Raw genomic sequence first — 19491 nt, forward strand, 5'->3', positions numbered from 1 at the left:
GGCGCTGGTTACGCCCCGGGCACGTTCAAACGATTCCTGTTTGCGACGAATGGTTTATTCGCGGCTGCCCATGAAGCGTAGCAGGAACAGGAACATGTTGATGAAGTCGAGATACAGGCTCAGCGCGCCCATGATCACGGCCTTGCCGGCAAATTCGGTACCGCGCAGGTACTGATATTCGCGCTTCAGGCGCTGCGTGTCATAGGCGGTAAGGCCGGCGAAGATCAGCACGCCGATGAAGCTCACGGCGAGCGTCAGCGTGCTCGACTGCAGGAAAATGTTGATCACGCTGGCAATGATCAGACCGATCACGCCCATGACCAGGAATGTCCCCATGCCCTGCAGGTTCTTCTTGGTGGTGTAGCCGAACAGGCTGAGACCGGCGAAGGCGCCTGCCGTGGCGAAGAAGGTCGCGGCGATGCTTTCGCCCGTATAGACGAGGAAGATCGTCGACAGCGACAGGCCCATCACCGTGGCGAAGGCCCAGAACATCAGCTGCAGCGTAGCCTGGCTGAACTTGTTCACGCCGAAGCTCATCGCGAAGACGAAGCCCAGCGGCGCCAGCGCGACGATCCACATCAGCGGACCGCTGGCGAAGGTCAGCGCCAAGCCGCTGCGCGCGGTCAGCATGGCGACCAGTCCGGTCAGCAACACGCCCGAAGCCATATAATTGTAAATCTTGAGCATGTGGGCGCGCAGGCCCGCATCGAAGGTTTCCTGCCTGGCAACGGCGTCGCCAGCGCGCGGCACCGAGCCGAAGCCCTGCCTCTGGTCGGTGTCGTTCCAATTGGCCATGTGTCTGCAACTCCTTTTGGCGGCGCGGTGATACGCGCTGCTCCTGGGAGGAATATCGGCACTTTGGCGCGCGATTTCAAGCGAAACCGGAATTCGCACGGCTAATTCGGATTAACCCCGAACCCCAGCGCCTTACGCCTCCCCGGCGGCATCCACCATTGCCGCTTCGAGCGCTTCAGCCGGCGTGCGCCCGCCCCACAGCACGAACTGGAACGCCGGGTAGAACCGGTCGCATTCCTCGACCGCGATTTCGACCAGGGCCTGCGCCTGGTCGAGACTGAGCATGCCGTCGTCGCCCAGCATCGTGCCATTGCGGTAGAGCAGCACGCCGCCATTCGACCAGATGTCGAAATGGCCGAGCCACATCTGCTCGTTCACCAGGCTGACCAGCTCCTGCGCCTGCGTGCGCTTGTCCTTGCCGATGCGGATGTCGGGCAGGCAGAGGATTTGGAGGACGAGGTCCTCGGGGCGCCAGATGCCGCGCAGCTGGTAATTGGTCCAGCTTCCCTGGATCTCGCCGCACAGCTCGTTCGCCGTCGTTTCGCACGGCCAGCCGCGCGCCCGGAACAGCGCAGCCAGCATGTCGAGCGGCGCTGCGTCCTGATCCGTCTCGTAGCGCTCTTCCGCTGCCCTCATCGAAGCTGTCCCGTGGCCGTCATGGGTACGGAATGCAGAACCGGGACCCGGCTTGGCAATCCGCGCAGCGATCCACGCTGGGGAGAACCGTTAACGCCTGTGCAAAGCCTGTGAACAAGCCGGCACGACGCGTTAACCATGCGGGTTTGTCACAGCGAACCTCTGGACTGCTTCACAAGTTGCCATGGCGGCGCCGAGGTCACGCAAGTTTTTTCTGGCAATGGGCTCGGACCGGTTAGGTCGCTTGGCGGGACCCCAGATTCTTCGTATGGAAGCCGCATGATCCAATCCGTCTTACGTGCCAGCTTGGCTTCCGCTGCGACTTTGATGCTTACCGCTTGCTCTGCTGCGACCAATGTGGAGGAGCAGCAGCCTTCGCAGGCCGAGTTTAGTGCCGAGGACAAACGAGTGGCCCAAGCGCTATCGATCGGTCGCAACGTCGAGCGCGCTGACGCGACGCCCCAATACGAAGCCATGCTCTGCAACCTCGCACTGGAAGCAATTGGTGAGCGGTTGGAGAACACCGATCTGTTAACGTCAGAGCAAATCGAGGTCTTCGAAAAGGCAAAAGCCATTTACCAGAACCGTGCTGGTGTGGGCCTGACGACCGAAGAGCGCGAAAAGACACGAAGCGACGTCGAAGCAGCCTATCCCGAAACAAAAGACCGCGCACGGTTCGCGATGGGATGTCTACGAGATCTTGTATGAATGACCTCAATTCTGATCGTACTGCGACGAACGGATCTAGCGAAGCAGCCTATTGAGGCCCTGCTGTCGGTCGCTGCTTTACCGTTTGTGCGCGACGCTCCGCACGCTCGAACGGTGCTGTGGCATTGGCCGTGGGGTCGTAGTTGCGATCGATCCGGTTCCGAATACGGTTCTGCACGCGGTTTTCGACGCGATTGTTGATACGCCCCAGAGGCGAAACTGCCTCCGGCGTACCACGCCGGATTTGCCGCTGGCCCACCTCACCTACACCAGTATCCGCTGTCCGACCGGTGTCGCCAAGACCATCGTTTTGGTTCTGCGCGGGTTCCTCGGTTTGACGCACATTCGGATCGATGGGCACATTTTGTGCCGCTAAGGGTACGCTCAGCGCCGAAATCGTGAATGCCATGATCTGCTTGGCGGAAGTCAAGTGGTTCACGGTTGGCTCCCCTCCGGCAACTGCGCCGGCACCAGTTGCGCCTGTAAAATTTGTCCGGTCACACCCATGATGTCGTCTGACGCACGGGCAACCAAAGACAAGGTTTGGGCGTCACAGTCTTGCGCAACCGTAAATTGCCCAGCAAAACGGCCACCTCTCTCGTCCGAGTTGGGCATTGAGAAACGCCCCATCTCGCGGCCGTCGGAACAGGTAAGTACCCAATAAGGCCGTGATGTTCGGGGTTGGTCCAAACCGCTGCTGCGGCCCACCAGACGATATTTACCGGCAGGCAACAACTGAGTTTGACTTACCAGCTGGCCGCCCGTGCTAGGTGGAACCGCAAAATCGAGGAGGCCGTCCTTCCCGTTGCGCAAGATTGCAGCCCCAAGCCGGGCGTCGTGACCCACTCTCCAGTCAAACGCCGCTCTATCATTTGCTTGCATGGCAAAGCCGGGATCGCGAGACCGATTGCGTTGCGCCTGAGGGCGAAAGCTTTTGTAATAGGCCCAGGCATTCTCGAATTTATTCTGCGACACCAAGACATTGACAAGAGCGGAGCCCAGGTCATCACCCACTTCTAAACCGACCTTCCGTCCTTCGCGGAACAAAGCAACGGCACCTTCCGGCTCAACTCCACTGGTCGCCGCATAGGCAAGGAAGCTGTCACCCCAGACCGGGTCATCTGCCAAGATCGTCAGCAGGTCCGCGCGAATTCGGGGCTCGGACAACGCCGCTGCAAGCGTGGGGTACAAATCTCTTGCCGCGCTGTTCGATGTACGTAATGCGATGTCGTAATTGCGAAGTGCATCGGCCACGTCGCCTCGATCAACAGCCTTTTCGATCGCCCATATGCGTGGCCGCAGTTCGCGCCGGGATAGTGCGGTAGAATACGAAAATATGCGATCCGCACGTGCGACTTCGCCACGCAGTTGTGCCTGAAACCCCAACACTGTTAATGCTTCTACCGCGGTCGGATCGGCTAGCAGAGCGCGGCGTGCAAGGTCAGCAGGCTTTGAGTTTGCCTCCATAGTGGGGGCGATCGTGAAAGCTTCCTGCGCGTATTTGGCAGCAATAACTCCGTTACCGGGCGCTATCGCATAGGCGGTCGCTGGGTCCACTTTGGCGATGGCACTGGCCAGACTATGGGCTGTACTGAAATAGCCCAAGACAAGAGCGCCGAACGCCAAGCCAATGCAGAATCGACCATTCGCGTCTCGAACGCCGAGCAATTTCGGACTTCAGCCCCCGCTTCCGCCTTCGCCGGCCCATCAGGCTGTCTCGGTCTCCACGTCGCGCCCGTAGCCATACCCATACTCATAGCCATAACCATAGTGAGCCTTGCGAGCCTCGAACTTGGTCAGCACGGCGCCGCAAATCCGTGTCCGCACCGCAGCGAGGCGGCTGAGAGCGGTCTTCACTTGGCTCGAACGTATCCCGTGCGATTCCACCGCATAGATGACGCCGTCAACATGGCCGGCGATGAGCGGAGCGTCCGCAAGCCCCATCACAGGCGGGGAATCGACAACCACATGATCGTAGTTTTCATGAAGACGATCAATCAACTGGCGCATCCGGGTGCCGGTCAACAACTCTGCTGCGTTCGGCGGGATCGGGCCAGCGCTCATCGCATCCAGATTAAGGTCATCCATGTGGAAAATGGATGGCTCGTAGTTGTCGTCGCCAGCCAGGAAGTTGCTCACCCCATGATCGTGGCCCACGTTGCCCAAATGGTGGACCGAAGGCGAACGCATGTCCCCATCTATCAGGATGACGCGCTTCCCAGACCGCGCCAACATGGTCGCGAGAGCCAGCGAGGTGGTCGATTTGCCTTCGGCCGGCCGCGTAGAAGTCACCGAGAACGAGCGGGGAACTCCGCGTTCGGTCGTGAAAGCCAAATTGGTCTGGACAGCAATGTATGCGTCGACCAGTTCCGATTTGCGATCAAGCAAAGCATCGCGGGGCGTTCCACCATCGTCGACTTTGGGTACTGAGCCGAGCAATGGAAGGCCCAACCGGTGCTCTACCTCGGATGGATCCGCGATTGCTTCGTCCAGCTGTTCCAGAGCGAAGGCCAGGGCTGCACCAAGGCCGAAACCTGCCAGGATTGAAATTGCGAGATTGAGGAGCAATTGCGGACTGGACGGAAATTCGGGCACGGCAGCGGTATCGACGATGGCGACGTTGTTCACGCCAACCCCCGCCGCAACGCCTATTTCTTTGAACCGCTGCAACAAGCCATCATACAGCGCTCGGTTAGTGTCGACCTCCTGCTGGAAAATGTTATACTGGATAGAACGCCGGCGGAGGTCGAGGTAGTCACTTTTCAGTGCGCTGACACGCTGCTGCAGCGCTTGTTCCCTAGCCAGAGCCTGACGATACTCTGCCTGCACTGAAGCCGAAACGCGAGATTCTTCGCGCTCAATAGCACGGCTAAGCTCGCCTATGCGCGACTGAAGCGACTGGGCTTGAGGGTAGCCAGGCTCAAACCGTACCATCAGCTCCTGATATTCAGATTCGAGTTCCGCGCGCTTCTGTCGCAAATTGTTAATGGCGTAGTTGCTCAAGGCTTCAGCGGAACTGCCGCTTCCGCCGGCCTGGCGGAATCGAGCCTCTGCAGCAATTCGATCCGCGGTGGCCTCGTTCAATGCTGAATTGAGTGCAGCCAAGTTGTCAACCACGATCGAGCGTTCCTGAGTGGTCGAACCATCCCCTACGGCCTGCGATGGCAAATTAATGATTTCTTGATTGGACGCGTATGTGACGAGCTGGCGCTGGGATTCGTCGAGCCTGTCCTTGTACTCCGCCAACTGGCGCTGAAGCGCAGTGCGACCGTATGATGTTGACTGAACCTTGCGCTCAAGGTTTATCTCGATGAAATTCTCTGCCCATGCGTTCGCAACCTGAGCAGAGAATTGAGCGTCTGGACTCGTGAAGCTGATATCGACGAGGCGAGACAGCCGAGTGGGCTCAATGCCGACCTGGTCGAGCAGAATTTTAGCCGCTTCGCGTTGCCGCTCTGCGCGACCTTCAGCACGATATCGGCCATTGGAAATTTCGAATGCCGGATCATCGGCCCCATCAGATCGGAACATTTCGAAAAATTCGGGGCGGTCGACTACCCCCAGTTCAGCCGCCACGCGCTCTGCCAGCGAACGCGCCCGCAACAACCCATATTGCGTTTGGTAGAATTCCTGATCGGCAACACTCGTCTCGCGCTCTACCCCCTCAATATTCGTAACTTGATCGGCTTCACGCGAAATCTCGATAGTCGATACGGCCGTGTATTGCGGGGTCATGAGCAGTGTAACAACCACACCCAACAAAACAGAACCCAAAATCGCGCCGGCGATTACCCAGCGCCATCGCCGAGCGACACGAAGGTAGTGCTCCAAAATCGAAGGCCCGCTATTAACTGTCCCTCCGAAGTTAGGTTCACGAGGGGCATCGACCTGCTGCCTGCGGTCGGGATGGGAAGAAAGAATATTCATTGGTCCGATCTATCTTTGCAGGACAGCAACTATCGGCGCGGCAAGCAGCGGCGCCAAGCTGATGAAATCGCGGAACAGGCGCCGCTGAGGGCTGTCACCAACCACTACGAGATCATTGGCGTAGATCGGCGGATCATCGTAGAGGCCACGGCGGATCGCCTCGATATTATACAAACCTGCGATGCGCTGCCCCTGCACCGTGCGCAAGACGACGACATCATCCTCATCCGCAAATTCGGACAGGCCGCGAGCAGACGCAACCGCTCGCAACAAGGTCATTTGGTTGGTCACGGGGTAGAGCCCAGGCTCGACCACCTGACCATCGATGGTAACGACCTGACTAACCGAACTAACAATGTTCACCGTAACGTTCGGATTGCGTACGTAGCGACCCGACAATTGCTGCTCGATATCGAGAGCCAACTCGGCAGCGGTTTTCCCGCCTGCATCTATGGCGCCGATCAGCGGCATCGCGATACGACCGCCTGCGTCGACCTGCATTTCGCGACTGAGTTCAGGAACGCCGTAAACACTGACCGATATCGTATCGAGCGGTCCGACCAGCGCCAGGCGGTCCTCAGCGACAAGGTCACCGCGACCGGGTGTAGGCATCTCCGTCCGCCCTTCGAACACGGTGAGCTCTGGGGTAGAATGTATTGGCACCCGACCTGCGCATCCAACGAGAGCGAGCGCAGCCGCCGACAAAGCGAAATATTGACGCATGGGAATAAGTTCCGTGGTATGTTATTTGATGAGCTATAGATGGGGAGGACCATACCGTAAAGGTCTTGAGCCACCTTCGATGCTAAGCCTTAACAAACGCTAATTACCTAATGGTTCCTCGAGCCGATAGCGGGATTCTGATCCGCTTCTCGCACACGCCGAACGCCGCAGAAAACCGTGGGTTTCTGATTGCGTGAAATCCTATGTAGCCCGCTATGTGGGAAGGTCAATGTTGCGGCAGCTCAACACCCCGAAGCCCCGTTGAAATCCTTGTGAGAATTTTTGCGGTGTGCGAGCGTCGTCATAAAATCGCTGCGACACCACCTATCCGCGATCAATGACCATACCATCGAGCTCTATCGCTCTGATGCCAGAGGACATCAGCAGGCGGTTATCTCGGAAATCTCGGGATGTGGGATCAGCCGTGACAGTCAGCAAATTAGCTCTGCTTACCTTCCGTCTGTGAGGGATTTGCAGCTGCAGGGGGAACTGCAGCTGTGCGTTCTCGCCGGCAGGGCGCTCTCCGCGACCCACATTAAACGAGCGCGTTGAATGACACCCCAGCTGCCAAAGCTACTCTGTCTCGAAACTTAGCAGCTCAAAGCTGGCCGGAGCGGTGGCGAATACTCCATGCCCGCGTGCGGCGGCAGAGCCGAACACCAAGCCGACTTGTCCTGCCTGAGCAAGCGACTCTCTGAAGGCCCTTGGGTTCTCGTTTGCCCGTTGACCTAGGACTGATATCCATCCGAGGTTGTCGAGTTCGATTACCATGCGGCGCACGCCCGGGGTGATTTCGTGCACATGCTCATTAGGCGAATACCAGCGATAGTGCTCGTAACGCCCCCTTGCGTTCCAGCTATCTCCCCGCCGCTGTATGACGAGTGAGACAGTCCCAGCAAGTTGCGGGTGCTCTTGGTGAACGAACCGGGTCCGGCGGTCGGCGGTAACGCGATAATCGACGACGATTCTCGACTTATCTGCCAGAGAACCCGGGTCAAACGAGACGTAATGGACATGTCCGGAAGAGCGGCTCGGATAGGGAAAATCAAACGCCCATCCACTTCGTGTGGGCTCTGGCTGTAACGGCATGTTGACCGAATAGTTCTTACCGCGGATGATCGGGCCGATCGTCCACTCATTCGCCCATGGTGTAGCCAAGGCTGCTAACCCGGCGAGGGCGAGGAGCGTTCCGATCAAAAAGGCCTTTGTCTTTCTCACCTCACAGCCTTACGAAACGCTTCCTCTGCCGTTGCTGAACGAGCATGTCATACGCCGGAAAGGGTTTATTCGCCGAACCCGTTCCAGGCTCTTTTTGCGCACAACCCTGATGAAGCGAATGATTGACGCGAGCACTACAATTCCGCTGCAGGCCTCTCCCGCTAATGGGATTGCCTCAAAGGCCTTTTATCGACGCCGCCCTCAGTGCCCCCCGCTCGCCCCGCGCTCGAGCCCCGAGAGCGCCAATTGCTCGTCGATCTGCGCGAGCAGGCGGTCGAGGCCCTCCTGGCCGTCGCTTTCCGCGCGCGCCACAAGAACGTCCTGCGGGTTCGAGGCGCGCAGCAGCCACCAGCCGTCGGCGCTGGTCACCTGCACGCCATCGGTGGAATCGACCTCGGCTGGGCTGTTCGCGAGCCGCGCCTTGGACCCCGTCAATGGCGGCGAACTTGCGGCTCTCATCGACCTGGAAGCGCATTTCGGGGGTGTTGATCATGGCCGGCATCGCACCGCGCAATTGCGTCATCGAGCGCCCCAGCCGCGCGCTGGCGGCAATCAGCCTGACCCCGGCGTAAAGCGCATCGTCATAGCCGTAATAATCGTCGGCGAAGAACACATGGCCGCTCATCTCACCCGCCAGCGGGCTGCCGAACTCCTTCATCTTGGACTTGATCAGCGAGTGGCCGGTCTTCCACATCAACGGCACGCCGCCGTATTGCGCGATGCGTTCGAAGAGCGCACGACTGGCTTTGACATTGGCAATCACGGTGACGCCCTTATGACGCGACAGAGCATCCTCGGCGTAGATCATCAGCAGCTGGTCGCCCCAGATGACCCGGCCCTCGCCGTCGATCGCGCCGATCCTGTCGCCGGGGCCATCGAAGGCAATCCCGAAATCGAGCCGCTTCTCGGCGACCAGCGCGCGCAGATCCTCTAGATTGGCCTCCACCGTGGGGTCGGGATGGTGGTTGGGAAAATTGCCGTCGACCTCGGTGTAGAGCAGCGCGCTCATTTTGTGGGCATATGAACTGAAAACCTCGGCAAGAGCTGCGGCCCTGCCAGTGCAGTCGCGCTGCCGAAGAATACGTGGGGTGTAAAGTTGAGACCAGATCGCCCGAGCAATATCGTGGGTTCTCTAGCTCGAATGATCTCACAATTTATGCCGCAATCGAAGTACTGATTACGGTAGGCCCCGCCTTGATCGCCCGACGACCTTTGGCCACCCGCCTTAGCTTATGGCCAAACGATGAGCCTAGCCCTCGTTCGTTCGCGTCCGCGATACGATCGTCCTCGATACGGGAATGATCGATGCACCGCCTCCTGGCAGTGCACGACACCAGCGAGGCTAGAACCCACGGGTTCGTCACGCAGCGCTCGGTCCGACAACGGAATTGGCTTCAACGCGTGCTTTCCGACCGCAGATATATTCACATACGACCCAGCAACGAGGCCTTTCCCAAAGAGCACCTGCATGCCACTGGGCCTTAGAATACCAGCAGCCTAACAAAGCGGTTCGGTTCGATCTGACCCCAGAACTCACGTGGTAACCAAAAAATACCTCTCGTCCAATTACGGCCCCGCTAAGGCCTCAGGAAAACAAAAGCATCCAAGATCCTGACCACTAACACCCCTCTCAATTGAACCGGAAGCTTCCCTAGAAAGCCCCCGGACCTACCGAGATTTAGACGTTGTGGTAGCTGCGCGTGCTACAATATCGCGCCCGATGCTAAACCAACCGTCCCAGCCTCAAATTCAAAACGCTTTACAACGCCTCTCGAGAATGCCGTAATCACTATTGTTCGGCCGCTGCAGGGCTGATACGGCGCATCGCCACCCGACGAACAGGCCAGAGTTTATCATCGTTCATGCCCCCTCAAATCTCCTTTTATGCTCACAATCGGAATTGGTCGCGCTCACTCATTGTGCAGACAATCCTCTGCGTGACTTTTGGAGCCCTCGCCCCCTCGGCCCTCTATTTTCTCGGGGATTTGCACCAACTGTTTGGAAATAGACCTGCCCTTATCACCTTATTAGCTTCAGCGATATCCATTGCCGGTGGCATTGTATTCACAAGTAAAGTTAATCAGTACCCGGGCGTACGACAGTTAGGCTCTGTTGTACCTGGTTTCTGCTTCGCCTATGGCATCGTAGCGCTGATAATTCTAGCGGCTAGATTAGAATATTCAGTGTCCCTTCTATTAATAAATTTACTCTGCTCTTCTGCAGTTTATGTGTTGTTAGTGGTGCATGCGGTTCGCGCGGACAAGAGCCGCTATTATACCGTACCCGGAGGCAAAGTCACTCGGTTGAAGGAATTTGGGATCGCATCCACCCCCTTATCTGAGCCAGCACTTCCTGCGACTGAACGTTCAATCATAGTCGCCGATTTGCATCGAGATATGGAGCATTATTGGGAGCGCATGCTTGCGGAAGCTGCGATTCGAGGAATCCCCGTATTTCATTATAAACAACTTTATGAAGCCGCGACAGGCAAGGTTCGGATTGAACACCTTTCCGAAAATAGCTTCGGAGCGCTAATTCCGAATATGTCTTACATTCGGATGAAGCGGGTAGTCGATACTTGCATTGCCATCCTAGCCGTTCCCTTTTTAATTATACCTTTTCTTGTCGTTTCGGTATTGATCAAGATAGACTCTCCAGGCCCTGTCCTGTTTTTTCAAGAGCGCTTTGGCTATAAAGGCAAGATATTCCGCGTGGTAAAATTTCGTACGATGATGTCGAGTACAGACATAACGATAACAAGCGAAGATCTACGACTTAGCTCTATGACTAGCGAGAACGATCCCCGTATAACTCGTGTTGGATCGTTTCTCCGGCGAACTCGGATAGATGAGCTTCCACAAATATTTAATATTATTGCTGGCCAAATGAGCTGGATCGGTCCCAGGCCTGAGGCACTGAATCTATCGAGATGGTACGAACGGGAGATCCCTTTCTATTCCTATCGCCACATAGTTCGGCCTGGTGTAACGGGATGGGCGCAAGTCAACCAGGGCCACGTAACCGATCTTGTTGAGATTGGAGAAAAGCTACAGTACGACTTTTATTATATCAAATACTTTTCTGGCTGGCTGGACGTATTGATCTTTCTTCGCACTTTTAAGGTAGTGTTTATGGGCATTGGCGCAAAATAATGGCCCGCATGGCGACGTTGAAGAAATTCTTCCGACCGAGCTTAGAATTATCAGGTTGCCTCCCGTCAATCAGCCGTTTCTTCAGTAATATCCTACGTTGCCCCTCAGTTTACTGATTTGAAAGTTTCCCCGCTGGGTTATCAACCTTAGGCTTATTTTGACATATAACCAGATCTTCGCGTCACTAGAGTCCTCCGGCAGGAATCCCTCAAGATGTGCTCAAAGGTTGACGCGTATTTTGCGCGAAAGTCGGCCTGTGATTTTATTGTCATATAATTCTATCTCGCGACGTTATATCTGAGGCGAAACCTACCAAAGAGTCTATAATCCGTTGACCACCTTAGTAGATCGCCAGTGAAATACGGCTGAATGATAATTCTGAGGGCCACTAAACCCATCTCCCGAAAGTAAATTTTACTTTTGACTGCGGCTGCGAAAATAGTGGGGTTAGATTGCTCGTCGGGCTCTTGCTTTGGTCCGGTTTTCGTAGAGTTCGTGTGCCCTACGTGTGTCGAGTGCGAGAAATAGGACAGTCTGCTTGGACGTTCACTAGAAAACTCAGGTATAAGACGGATAGTATTTATAGACTTACCGATCTGACGGTGCGACCATTAATGCGCGTCGGATTTTTTTGAGTCTTATTTAGCCTCATACTTGAAGCCTTTGTACTTTACTCTCACCCTACCGGCGGCATCACTCTTCCGGGTTATACGGCAACTATTTTGACCGTCACCTTCTTTGGCGCCTTTAATTGCCTCGGGTTAGGGGTCATCGGCAACTATGTCTGGCGAGCGTTCGAGAATACAAAGGGAAGACCAAATTTCATTGTCAGTTCTTCGATCGATTACCCGAAATGCCTGGATTATGATTTTTGCTAATCTTTGCGTTTTTCCAAGCGACGATTAGGCGCGAACTTGCCGCCTCGGTGTAACGTAACCCCGCCTCGTCCATAGGTTAGGGCACCAGAGTCCGGCTAGCTTGGGATTTCTCCTAGTGCTGACGCAGCATCAGGCTTTATCCTCGGGGTCATCGACTTGCAGAGTACGCCACCGAAAATGGGAGAGCGGCCTCGGCGCGTAGCGATCCACCTGCAACAACGTTCGGCGTTGTGCTTGCAACACGGCACCTGCTCCTCTCGGCGTTGGTTGATAATATTTATTACCAGCGTATCCGAGCTCTGAAGGACGGCGAGCTTCATCATGGTTGTCCCTCTCGTCGAGGCACCGACGGACCCGCGATCTGTTGAAAGGGCCCGCTCTCAACGAACAGACTCGGCGGCGCTTCGACGTTTCGCTTGTGCCGTTCGCCATCATCGGCGCAGGATAGGGCTGGCAGAGAAATCGAGCATCTTTTGGCAGTCGTCCGGCCACCGCGCCCAATTTTTGCCCTGCAGTACCACCGGCATGCGTAATAAGCGTTCGGGACATGTTCACAAGCCTCTGCGTTTCTCGTCCTCGGTCTCGGCGAATTGTGTCTCCGTAATGAGGCATCGCCTCTCGGCGACGTTATAGCGCCACATGAGGCTTTCGAGTTTTTCGGCGCGCGTGAGCTTAGAACTGAGCGGCTCGCCGGTTTTCGTGGTTTCAGGGTGCGAGAGGAGCCAGACCATGCTGCGCGCCTCACTGTCGGCCCCGACCAAGCCAGCATAGCATGGGTAGACCTCGCTGCCAAAATTGCCCGGGCGGCCCGCGATCGGACCAAACAGGCGCGCCACCTTGGCGGGTTCCCCCGCCGCTACGCGAAGACTTCATCCGGCAACACGGTTTCTTCAGGCCGGATGGACTCGACAACGATGTAACGAGGTAAATGCGCTCCCCAGCATCAGAGTCCTTCATAGTCGCTAAGCCTGAGATCCGTGGGTGATTGACCCCGCGCCGCCCGGGATGATGAATGTCCACGGCTAAGACGACATGGTCGAGAGTCGTCGATAAGTACGACGGTATCGTCTCTTTCGGAAGGCGCTGACCGTTCTGGATCGATGGCACCCCGGCCCGTCAATCCGTGTTCGCCATATCTCCTTCGTAAACGATCTTGTCGGTTTTCCGCTTTGCCCCAAGATGGCGCGCGGCGTTGCGGGCGGCATTGTCCGGCACACCGAGGGCGCGGCGGGCCTTTTGCTCTGGCCGCCCTGCAAATGACGTGACATGGTAAAAGTCATCACCCGTGGGTGATAGTTCAGAGAAGTAGTAGTTCGATACGCAGCAGCGCGGGCCCTCCCCGCTGGGCTAACCGAATGCCAGGACCGTGGGTTCGTTTCAATCAGGACCAGACGGTTGAAGGTGGAAGGTATCGTAACCGGCTCGCTGACGCTGTCGTCCCAGAGATCCAAATTACCACCGGCTTTCTCAGCCCAATCCGGAGTGACATAATAGAGCAGGTTCAGCCGACGATATTTCGTCCGGGTTCCTCGTGATTGTTATCGATATGTGGGTGAGGAACTCGTCCTTAAACATCATCGATAGCCCCCCAGCATAGAGGCTCGTTTCGGGCTTAAGTTGTTCCATCCCGGTTAGCTCACCGATCTTTTGCACTAGCGCCGGGGCCTGCATCGCGAACGTAATGTCGCCGAGAACGCGAGGAAGAGAGTCAAAGTCGCTCGAAGTTCGCTTGTGCTCGCAGAAGCTGGCGCGGCTATAAAAACCCTCAGCGTTTTGGGGGAATGCGGCACATATTTCGTCCGCTGTCGGGGTAGGCAAAAGATTGTCGATGGCACAGAAGCGCGTCTCTGTTCCAGGAACGACAGCATTCCAATCGCGAGAAATATCCTCGGCGTCGGCTTCAAGCTTCGCGAGTATCGCTGCGACCATCTCGTTCTTATTTATAGAGCACCCCTCTTCATTGAGTCACGTATATGGGCTTCAGAGTTGAATGCAAGGTGGCGAACAACTGTGCTGACGAGCAGGGATCAATTCACAGCAAGAGTGCCATGAGCTGCCGAGGGCGATCCAGTGTTCCGCGCGGTTGCGGGGCTGCAGCCGGAAGAAAGGGCTGGAATGGATTATACGAAATGCAGTCGGCCGTTGTCAGCGTCACCATCGCAAGAGGAATTGGGTTGAGCAACCATAGATATGAGACGCGGCGCGGCCCGGGCGAGCTACGAAGAGCTGGCCGTGGTCCTCGATAAACACGGGCAAGTCGGCCCAATGAGAAGCGAGTAGGAGTGCCTTGCTCTGCAATGATAAACAAGCGCCCCTTTGCCCTTAACCGAATGGGCTTCCAACATGGGTTACTCTTGGAATGGTCGCTTGAGGTAATGGCAAGACATTGCTGATTTTTCGATAGCTAGGGGGAGGTGAAGCCGCGACGTCAGCGCGCGAGTTGAGATCGAGCCCCATTTCAATCGTAGCCCCCCCCCCCCAACTAGGCGTTAAATTTCAGCGATTGTCGCCTTTTCCCCTCACGCTTTTGCGCGGGAATTGCGACGACCACCGACCCGCATCTCTGCTCCATAAGGCCCATGCCTTTCGCACCTGCAAAAATTATTACAGGTTTGTCTCTGCTCGCTTTGGCTCGCTACGGAACCAAGTAGGTCTCGCTGGCTCTACGACGGGGCACATTGCCTCATTTCTGCTCCCAAATTTTGGCGCGGCCTTGTTGAAGCTTAGGGCTGATGGGCCAGCGGCCAGACAGGAAATAGGCTTTCCTAAGCTAATCAGCGTCAAAATGTCATTCACAACGTTCGGTGTTCGATCTCGAGATGAGCGATAAATACCCAGCCCATCAACGCGATCTTTAGGCTGCGCGGATGGCACTGCGTGACTAAGTTCACTAACGTGTCCATGTGTTGCATACCTGCGAACTTCCGGCTAGCTACTGCCTCCCGGAAGAGAGGCGGGTGGGGCCATTTCTAAAAAGCGCTCAATGAGCGCATATTGAGAGTTTGTTGGAGAAAATTTTTTGGATCGCCCCTTCATTCACCCTACCTCTGATGTGCTAAGCTCCAGCATTGGATTTGAGACAAAGATTTGGCAATTCTGTGTCGTTCTAGGCGAAGCAGTTATCGGTAATAATTGTAATGTTTGTTCGCATTGTTTTATCGAAAACGATGTGGTTATTGGTGATGACGTGACTATTAAATGCGGCGTCCAACTATGGGATGGTGTCACGCTCGAGAGTGGCGTGTTCGTTGGCCCAAACGCCTCGTTCACAAATGATCGAATGCCTAAGTCTAAACAGTTTCTAGAAACGTTTGAGCGCATAATTGTCCGTGAAGGCGCCTCTATTGGCGCTAACGCAACTATTCTTCCTGGGGTGACGATAGGGCGGCATGCGATGGTTGGAGCTGGAGCCGTTGTTACGCGGCCAGTCTCGGACTACGCGATTGTAGCTGGCAACCCGGCAACAATAATAGGTTATACAAACACCAATGCTAAGTACAACGCCGCCCCTTTGAACGAAAAGCTCATAAGCGTCGATGGTTTTGAAAGTATTGTTCCGGGAGTGACTCTTAGGCAGATGAAGGTTGCAGCAGACCTCCGGGGGAAACTGAGCGTCGGGGAGTTTGGAGCAGATGTGCCTTTTCATCCTAAGAGATATTTTATTGTCTACGATGTTCCGAGTCGGGAAACCCGTGGCGAACACGCCCACAAAAAATGTCATCAATTCCTTATCTGTGTAAAAGGAAAGTGCGTCGCGGTCGCAGATGACGGCACCTCGCGCCAAGAATTTCTGCTCGATTCAAACAGTAAAGGGCTTTACATGCCGCCGATGGTTTGGGGAACGCAGTACCGGTATTCCTCAGACGCAGTACTCCTTGTATACGCCTCGGATGTTTACGACCCCGATGATTATATTAGAGATTATGCTGAATTCCTCGAAGCTTTGGACATATAGACATGGTCGCAGCTGTTCCATTTTTAAACCTTAAGTTGGGTGCTGCATCCCAGCGCGAGGAATTGCTGAACGCGGCTGAACGCGTAATTGACGCTGGCTGGTTTGTACTCGGCAAAGAGGTGGCTGCGTTCGAAAGCGAATTCGCATCTTATTGCTTAGCGCCACATTGTGTTGGAGTGGGTAATGGCCTGGATGCACTATCGCTTTCGCTGCGAGGTTTGGGCGTTGGCGCGGGAGATGAGGTTATTGTTCCAGCGAACACCTATATTGCCACTTGGCTAGCAGTGAGCCACGTGGGCGGGACGCCCGTGCCCGTTGAGCCTAGTCCTGAAACATATAATATCGATCCTACACGGATAGAGGAAGCCATAACCGAGAGAACGCGAGTGATCTTACCGGTACACCTCTATGGCCAGCCAGCTGACTTGGACCCAATAAAGCACATTGCTACCCAACATGGGTTGCATGTATTGGAGGATGGCGCGCAAGCGCACGGAGCACGTTATCGTGGCTCTCCGATAGGCGCAAATGGATCGTTAGTAGCGTGGAGCTTCTATCCTGGTAAAAATCTCGGCGCTCTTGGCGACGCTGGCGGTGTGACTACGCACGATGCCGATCTCGCCAATAACATTGCGATTCTACGGAACTACGGCTCGAGCATTAAGTACCACAACGACGTGATTGGGTTCAATAGCAGGCTCGACGAGCTTCAAGCAGCAATATTGTGTGTAAAGCTTCAGCACCTTGATGGCCAGAATGATCGTCGAAGAGAGATTGCATCAGCATACCTAAAGGCATTCGAAGATAGTAATATAGTTGGACCAACCGTTCCGGATTGGGCTGACCCAGTTTGGCACCTTTTCGTCATCCGTCACCACGATCGTGATCGCTTAGCTAATCAGTTGAGGGCGGAAGGAATCGCAACGATGATACATTACCCCGTACCCCCGCATCTCCAACCGGCCTATAAGGATGCTGGACTGAAGCCGGGCTCCTTTCCGATCTCTGAGAAATTGCATCGTGAGGTGTTGAGTTTGCCCATGGATCCTAGCATGTCGGACTTCGATGTTGAGCGCGTCATCGCAGCGACGCTGCGCTGCGCTTAGAAGAGCATCCTAGTGTCATTGCTAAAAACGAGCGCTCTGAACGGCATTGCCGTTGGGGTACGCATCGTCGTAGCTCTTTTCATAAATAAGATTTTAGCGGTTTACGTCGGACCGTCAGGTTATGCGATCGTCGGACAGTTCCAGAATGTACTTGCTATGGTAGCCGCTTTCGCAACAGGCTCCACCGGAAATGGCATTGTTAAACTTACGGCGGAATATGGAGAGAATCAGCACCGGCAACGGCGGCTTTGGCAAACTGCTGCAACGATAGTTTGCGCTACCACTTTAATCGGCGGGGTTATAATCTTTCTGCTTCGACAGCGACTTGCGGTTATTTTCCTTTACGATTCGGGGTATTCTAGTATCTTCGCCTGGGTCGCCATCTGTCTGCCGCTCATTGCGTTCAATGCCCTGCTTTTAGCCATTATGAACGGCCGAAAGGAAATCCGCCGTTACATAATTAGCAATATCGTTGGATCGATAATTTCGCTTGTACTCACTGGCCTCTTAGCTTGGCGCTTTGGCTTGTACGGCGCATTAACCGCTCTGACTTTGAGCCAAGGGGTAGTCTTATTTGTGACCCTTCAACAGGCTACGAAGACAACCTGGTTTCAGTCGAAGTTTATATTTGGTCGCATTGATACGCTGGAACTTCGGAAGCTCTCCGGCTTCGTTATCATGGCGCTTACCACCGCGATTGTCTCCCCCTTAAGTCAGATCTTCGTTCGCTCTGCTTTGACTGACCAGTTTGGTTTGCAATATGCAGGTTACTGGGACGCCATGTGGCGTATTAGTTCACTTTATCTTTTATTAGTCACGAGTTCACTTTCTCTTTACTATCTGCCTCGAATCGCTGAAATTAAGAACTGGCCGGAGATGCGCATTGAACTCATACACGTATATTCAATCGTAATCCCGTTTGTAATCGGTGCGTCGTTTGCCATATTTCTATGCCGTGATATAATCGTGAGTGTACTTTTCTCTTCTGACTTTTTCCCTATGCGCACCCTCTTTCCCTGGCAACTAATTGGGGACGTTGTGAAGATAGCTTCGTGGCTATTGGCGTTCTTGATGGTAGGGAGAGGGATGATAGGTAGCTTTGTCGTGACAGAGATTATTGCCGGGATCGTCTTCTGGTTGGCAACGATTTATGCGACACGAGTTTACGGCTTTGAGGGCGTTGCTATTGCGCATTTTATTACATACATGGTATACTTTTGTCTGGTTGCGGCCCTAACCATAGCGACGCCTAAACAGCGCGCTGCCATGTTTGTTCAGGAACAGGTGCAGCGACGTTCATGAAAATACTTATTCCCCAACCTCATTTTGGGACTTCCGGAGGTGCGCGTGTTCTTTCCGAGCTAGCGACGGCTTGGACGGCGGCTGGTAACCATGTCGACATGCTCGTCCCTCGTACAGCAGGCCAGCCCTACTTCCCTACGACAGCGCGTCTTTTGCGTACCGATCTGCGTGGCACGGTTCTTAACGCGACTGGTCCAAGACATACTGTCAGAAGCGGCATTTATAATAATTTAGCACTTTGCGCAGGTCTATCAAAAATTGGCCCCAACTATGATATCATCCTTGCGAACCACAATCTGACGGCTTGGGCGACCTGGCTGGCCCGGGTTCCCCGGCGCTCTCGATTCTACTATATCCAAGCCTACGAACCAACTTTCTGCCTCGATCCCTTGGCTCCGACGCGTTACTTGTTGGCAAGGCTATCTTACCATCTCCCACTGACTCAGATTGTCAACGCAAGCGTTTACCCTGGGCTAGAAGACCGCCCCGTTGTACCGTGCGGAATTGATCTTAATATTTTCTACCCGACGAAACGGCGCTTTGATTTCTCACACGACCACCCCATAATCTTGGGCACAATAGGTCGAACAGAGCCATGGAAGGGAACGCGTTATGTGCTCGAGGCATTTGAACGCCTTTATCAAACCGACTCGCGATATCGCCTGCGCGTAGCTTTTGGCAACCTTCCAACCGATTGGTCCCATCCTGCAGCTGAGATTGTCCCGATAGACAACGACGTTAAATTGGCCGATTTTTACCGTTCACTGGATATCCTTGTAGCAGGAACCTATGGGCAAAATGATAGCCCTCACTATCCAGTTCTCGAAGCAATGGCGTGCGGCATCCCGACCGTGAGCACCGGCTATTTGCCCGGCACCGAAAAGAATTCGTGGATATACGCGGCAAAAGATGTCGACAACTTAGTTTCCAAGATCACCTCGGTGATTAGCGACGACAAGCTGGAGGAAAAGATAGCACTCGCTAGAAGCGCAGCAAATGAGTTCGCCTGGCCCCTAATCGCCAAACGGTTGGAGAATATATTTATTGAGGCGCTTGCCTTACCTTCCCCACGCTAGTTTCTTGAATTCACC

The 19491-nt window shown here is 55.0% G+C and carries 15 protein-coding genes and 1 pseudogene; 6 read left to right on the plus strand and 10 right to left on the minus strand.

Going from position 1 to position 19491, the window contains the following annotated elements; translation table 11 throughout:
- Positions 1-54: 54 nt before the first annotated feature.
- Entirely contained in the window at positions 55-795 is a 741-nt protein-coding gene (locus tag WKH79_RS07085; protein WP_050599875.1) for a Bax inhibitor-1/YccA family protein, read from the minus strand.
- A 132-nt stretch (positions 796-927) separates the two neighbouring features.
- Positions 928-1431, minus strand: a complete 504-nt coding sequence (locus WKH79_RS07090; protein WP_230833823.1) for a YbjN domain-containing protein — start codon at positions 1429-1431, stop codon at positions 928-930.
- A 279-nt stretch (positions 1432-1710) separates the two neighbouring features.
- Here WKH79_RS07090 and WKH79_RS07095 point away from each other — a divergent pair, with 279 nt between their 5' ends.
- Entirely contained in the window at positions 1711-2139 is a 429-nt protein-coding gene (locus WKH79_RS07095) for a hypothetical protein (protein WP_341860044.1), read from the plus strand.
- 49 nt (positions 2140-2188) lie between these two features.
- On the opposite strand, the gene WKH79_RS07100 is transcribed toward WKH79_RS07095, so the two are convergent.
- The 6 genes and pseudogenes from WKH79_RS07100 to WKH79_RS07125 all read right to left on the minus strand — a co-directional run.
- Positions 2189-2578: a hypothetical protein gene (locus tag WKH79_RS07100; protein ID WP_341860045.1), complete on the minus strand. Its 390-nt coding sequence runs from the start codon at positions 2576-2578 to the stop codon at positions 2189-2191.
- Positions 2575-3765 carry a hypothetical protein gene (locus WKH79_RS07105; protein ID WP_341860046.1) on the minus strand — a complete coding sequence of 397 codons (1191 nt, stop codon included), beginning with the start codon at positions 3763-3765 and terminating at the stop codon, positions 2575-2577. Before WKH79_RS07105 ends, WKH79_RS07100 begins: the two co-directional genes overlap by 4 nt.
- Before the next feature lie 81 nt (positions 3766-3846).
- Positions 3847-6066 (minus strand): polysaccharide biosynthesis tyrosine autokinase, encoded by a 2220-nt coding sequence (locus tag WKH79_RS07110; RefSeq protein WP_341860047.1) that lies wholly within the window; start codon positions 6064-6066, stop codon positions 3847-3849.
- A gap of 9 nt (positions 6067-6075) precedes the next feature.
- A complete protein-coding gene (locus WKH79_RS07115; RefSeq protein WP_341860048.1) occupies positions 6076-6678 on the minus strand; it encodes a polysaccharide biosynthesis/export family protein in 603 nt (200 codons plus the stop codon).
- Between the two features lie 684 nt (positions 6679-7362).
- A complete protein-coding gene (locus WKH79_RS07120) occupies positions 7363-8007 on the minus strand; it encodes a hypothetical protein (protein WP_341860049.1) in 645 nt (214 codons plus the stop codon).
- A 201-nt stretch (positions 8008-8208) separates the two neighbouring features.
- Positions 8209-9007, minus strand: a pseudogene (locus tag WKH79_RS07125) (phosphomannomutase); the annotation flags it as partial.
- A gap of 919 nt (positions 9008-9926) precedes the next feature.
- Here WKH79_RS07125 and WKH79_RS07130 point away from each other — a divergent pair.
- Positions 9927-11159 carry a sugar transferase gene (locus tag WKH79_RS07130; protein ID WP_341860050.1) on the plus strand — a complete coding sequence of 411 codons (1233 nt, stop codon included), beginning with the start codon at positions 9927-9929 and terminating at the stop codon, positions 11157-11159.
- A gap of 1429 nt (positions 11160-12588) precedes the next feature.
- Here WKH79_RS07130 and WKH79_RS07135 read toward each other — a convergent pair.
- Together WKH79_RS07135 and WKH79_RS07140 are read right to left on the minus strand one after the other, a co-directional pair.
- Positions 12589-12873 (minus strand): hypothetical protein, encoded by a 285-nt coding sequence (locus WKH79_RS07135; protein WP_341860051.1) that lies wholly within the window; start codon positions 12871-12873, stop codon positions 12589-12591.
- A gap of 631 nt (positions 12874-13504) precedes the next feature.
- Positions 13505-13966, minus strand: a complete 462-nt coding sequence (locus tag WKH79_RS07140) for a hypothetical protein (protein WP_341860052.1) — start codon at positions 13964-13966, stop codon at positions 13505-13507.
- A gap of 1090 nt (positions 13967-15056) precedes the next feature.
- On the opposite strand from WKH79_RS07140, the gene WKH79_RS07145 reads away from it, so the two are divergent.
- From WKH79_RS07145 to WKH79_RS07160, 4 genes are read left to right on the plus strand one after another with little or no spacing between them, the layout of a single operon-like run.
- Positions 15057-15992, plus strand: a complete 936-nt coding sequence (locus WKH79_RS07145) for a WxcM-like domain-containing protein (protein ID WP_341860053.1) — start codon at positions 15057-15059, stop codon at positions 15990-15992.
- 2 nt (positions 15993-15994) lie between these two features.
- A complete protein-coding gene (locus tag WKH79_RS07150) occupies positions 15995-17098 on the plus strand; it encodes a DegT/DnrJ/EryC1/StrS family aminotransferase (protein WP_341860054.1) in 1104 nt (367 codons plus the stop codon).
- A 12-nt stretch (positions 17099-17110) separates the two neighbouring features.
- Positions 17111-18400: an O-antigen translocase gene (locus WKH79_RS07155; RefSeq protein WP_341860055.1), complete on the plus strand. Its 1290-nt coding sequence runs from the start codon at positions 17111-17113 to the stop codon at positions 18398-18400.
- Entirely contained in the window at positions 18397-19476 is a 1080-nt protein-coding gene (locus WKH79_RS07160; RefSeq protein ID WP_341860056.1) for a glycosyltransferase family 4 protein, read from the plus strand. Before WKH79_RS07155 ends, WKH79_RS07160 begins: the two co-directional genes overlap by 4 nt.
- The last annotated feature ends 15 nt before the right edge of the window (positions 19477-19491 follow it).

This window comes from Qipengyuania sp. GPGPB31, from assembly GCF_038396345.1.
Classification (GTDB): domain Bacteria; phylum Pseudomonadota; class Alphaproteobacteria; order Sphingomonadales; family Sphingomonadaceae; genus Qipengyuania; species Qipengyuania citrea.

Bases quoted from the DNA above. Each gene is read 5' to 3' on its own strand.
- WKH79_RS07085 (WP_050599875.1), bottom strand. From the start codon at position 795: ATGGCCAATTGGAACGACACCGACCAGAGGCAGGGCTTCGGCTCGGTG.
- WKH79_RS07090 (WP_230833823.1), bottom strand. From the start codon at position 1,431: ATGAGGGCAGCGGAAGAGCGCTACGAGACGGATCAGGACGCAGCGCCG.
- WKH79_RS07095 (WP_341860044.1), top strand. From the start codon at position 1,711: ATGATCCAATCCGTCTTACGTGCCAGCTTGGCTTCCGCTGCGACTTTG.
- WKH79_RS07110 (WP_341860047.1), bottom strand. From the start codon at position 6,066: ATGAATATTCTTTCTTCCCATCCCGACCGCAGGCAGCAGGTCGATGCC.
- WKH79_RS07115 (WP_341860048.1), bottom strand. From the start codon at position 6,678: ATGCCTACACCCGGTCGCGGTGACCTTGTCGCTGAGGACCGCCTGGCG.
- WKH79_RS07140 (WP_341860052.1), bottom strand. From the start codon at position 13,966: ATGGTCGCAGCGATACTCGCGAAGCTTGAAGCCGACGCCGAGGATATT.
- WKH79_RS07150 (WP_341860054.1), top strand. From the start codon at position 15,995: ATGGTCGCAGCTGTTCCATTTTTAAACCTTAAGTTGGGTGCTGCATCC.
- WKH79_RS07160 (WP_341860056.1), top strand. From the start codon at position 18,397: ATGAAAATACTTATTCCCCAACCTCATTTTGGGACTTCCGGAGGTGCG.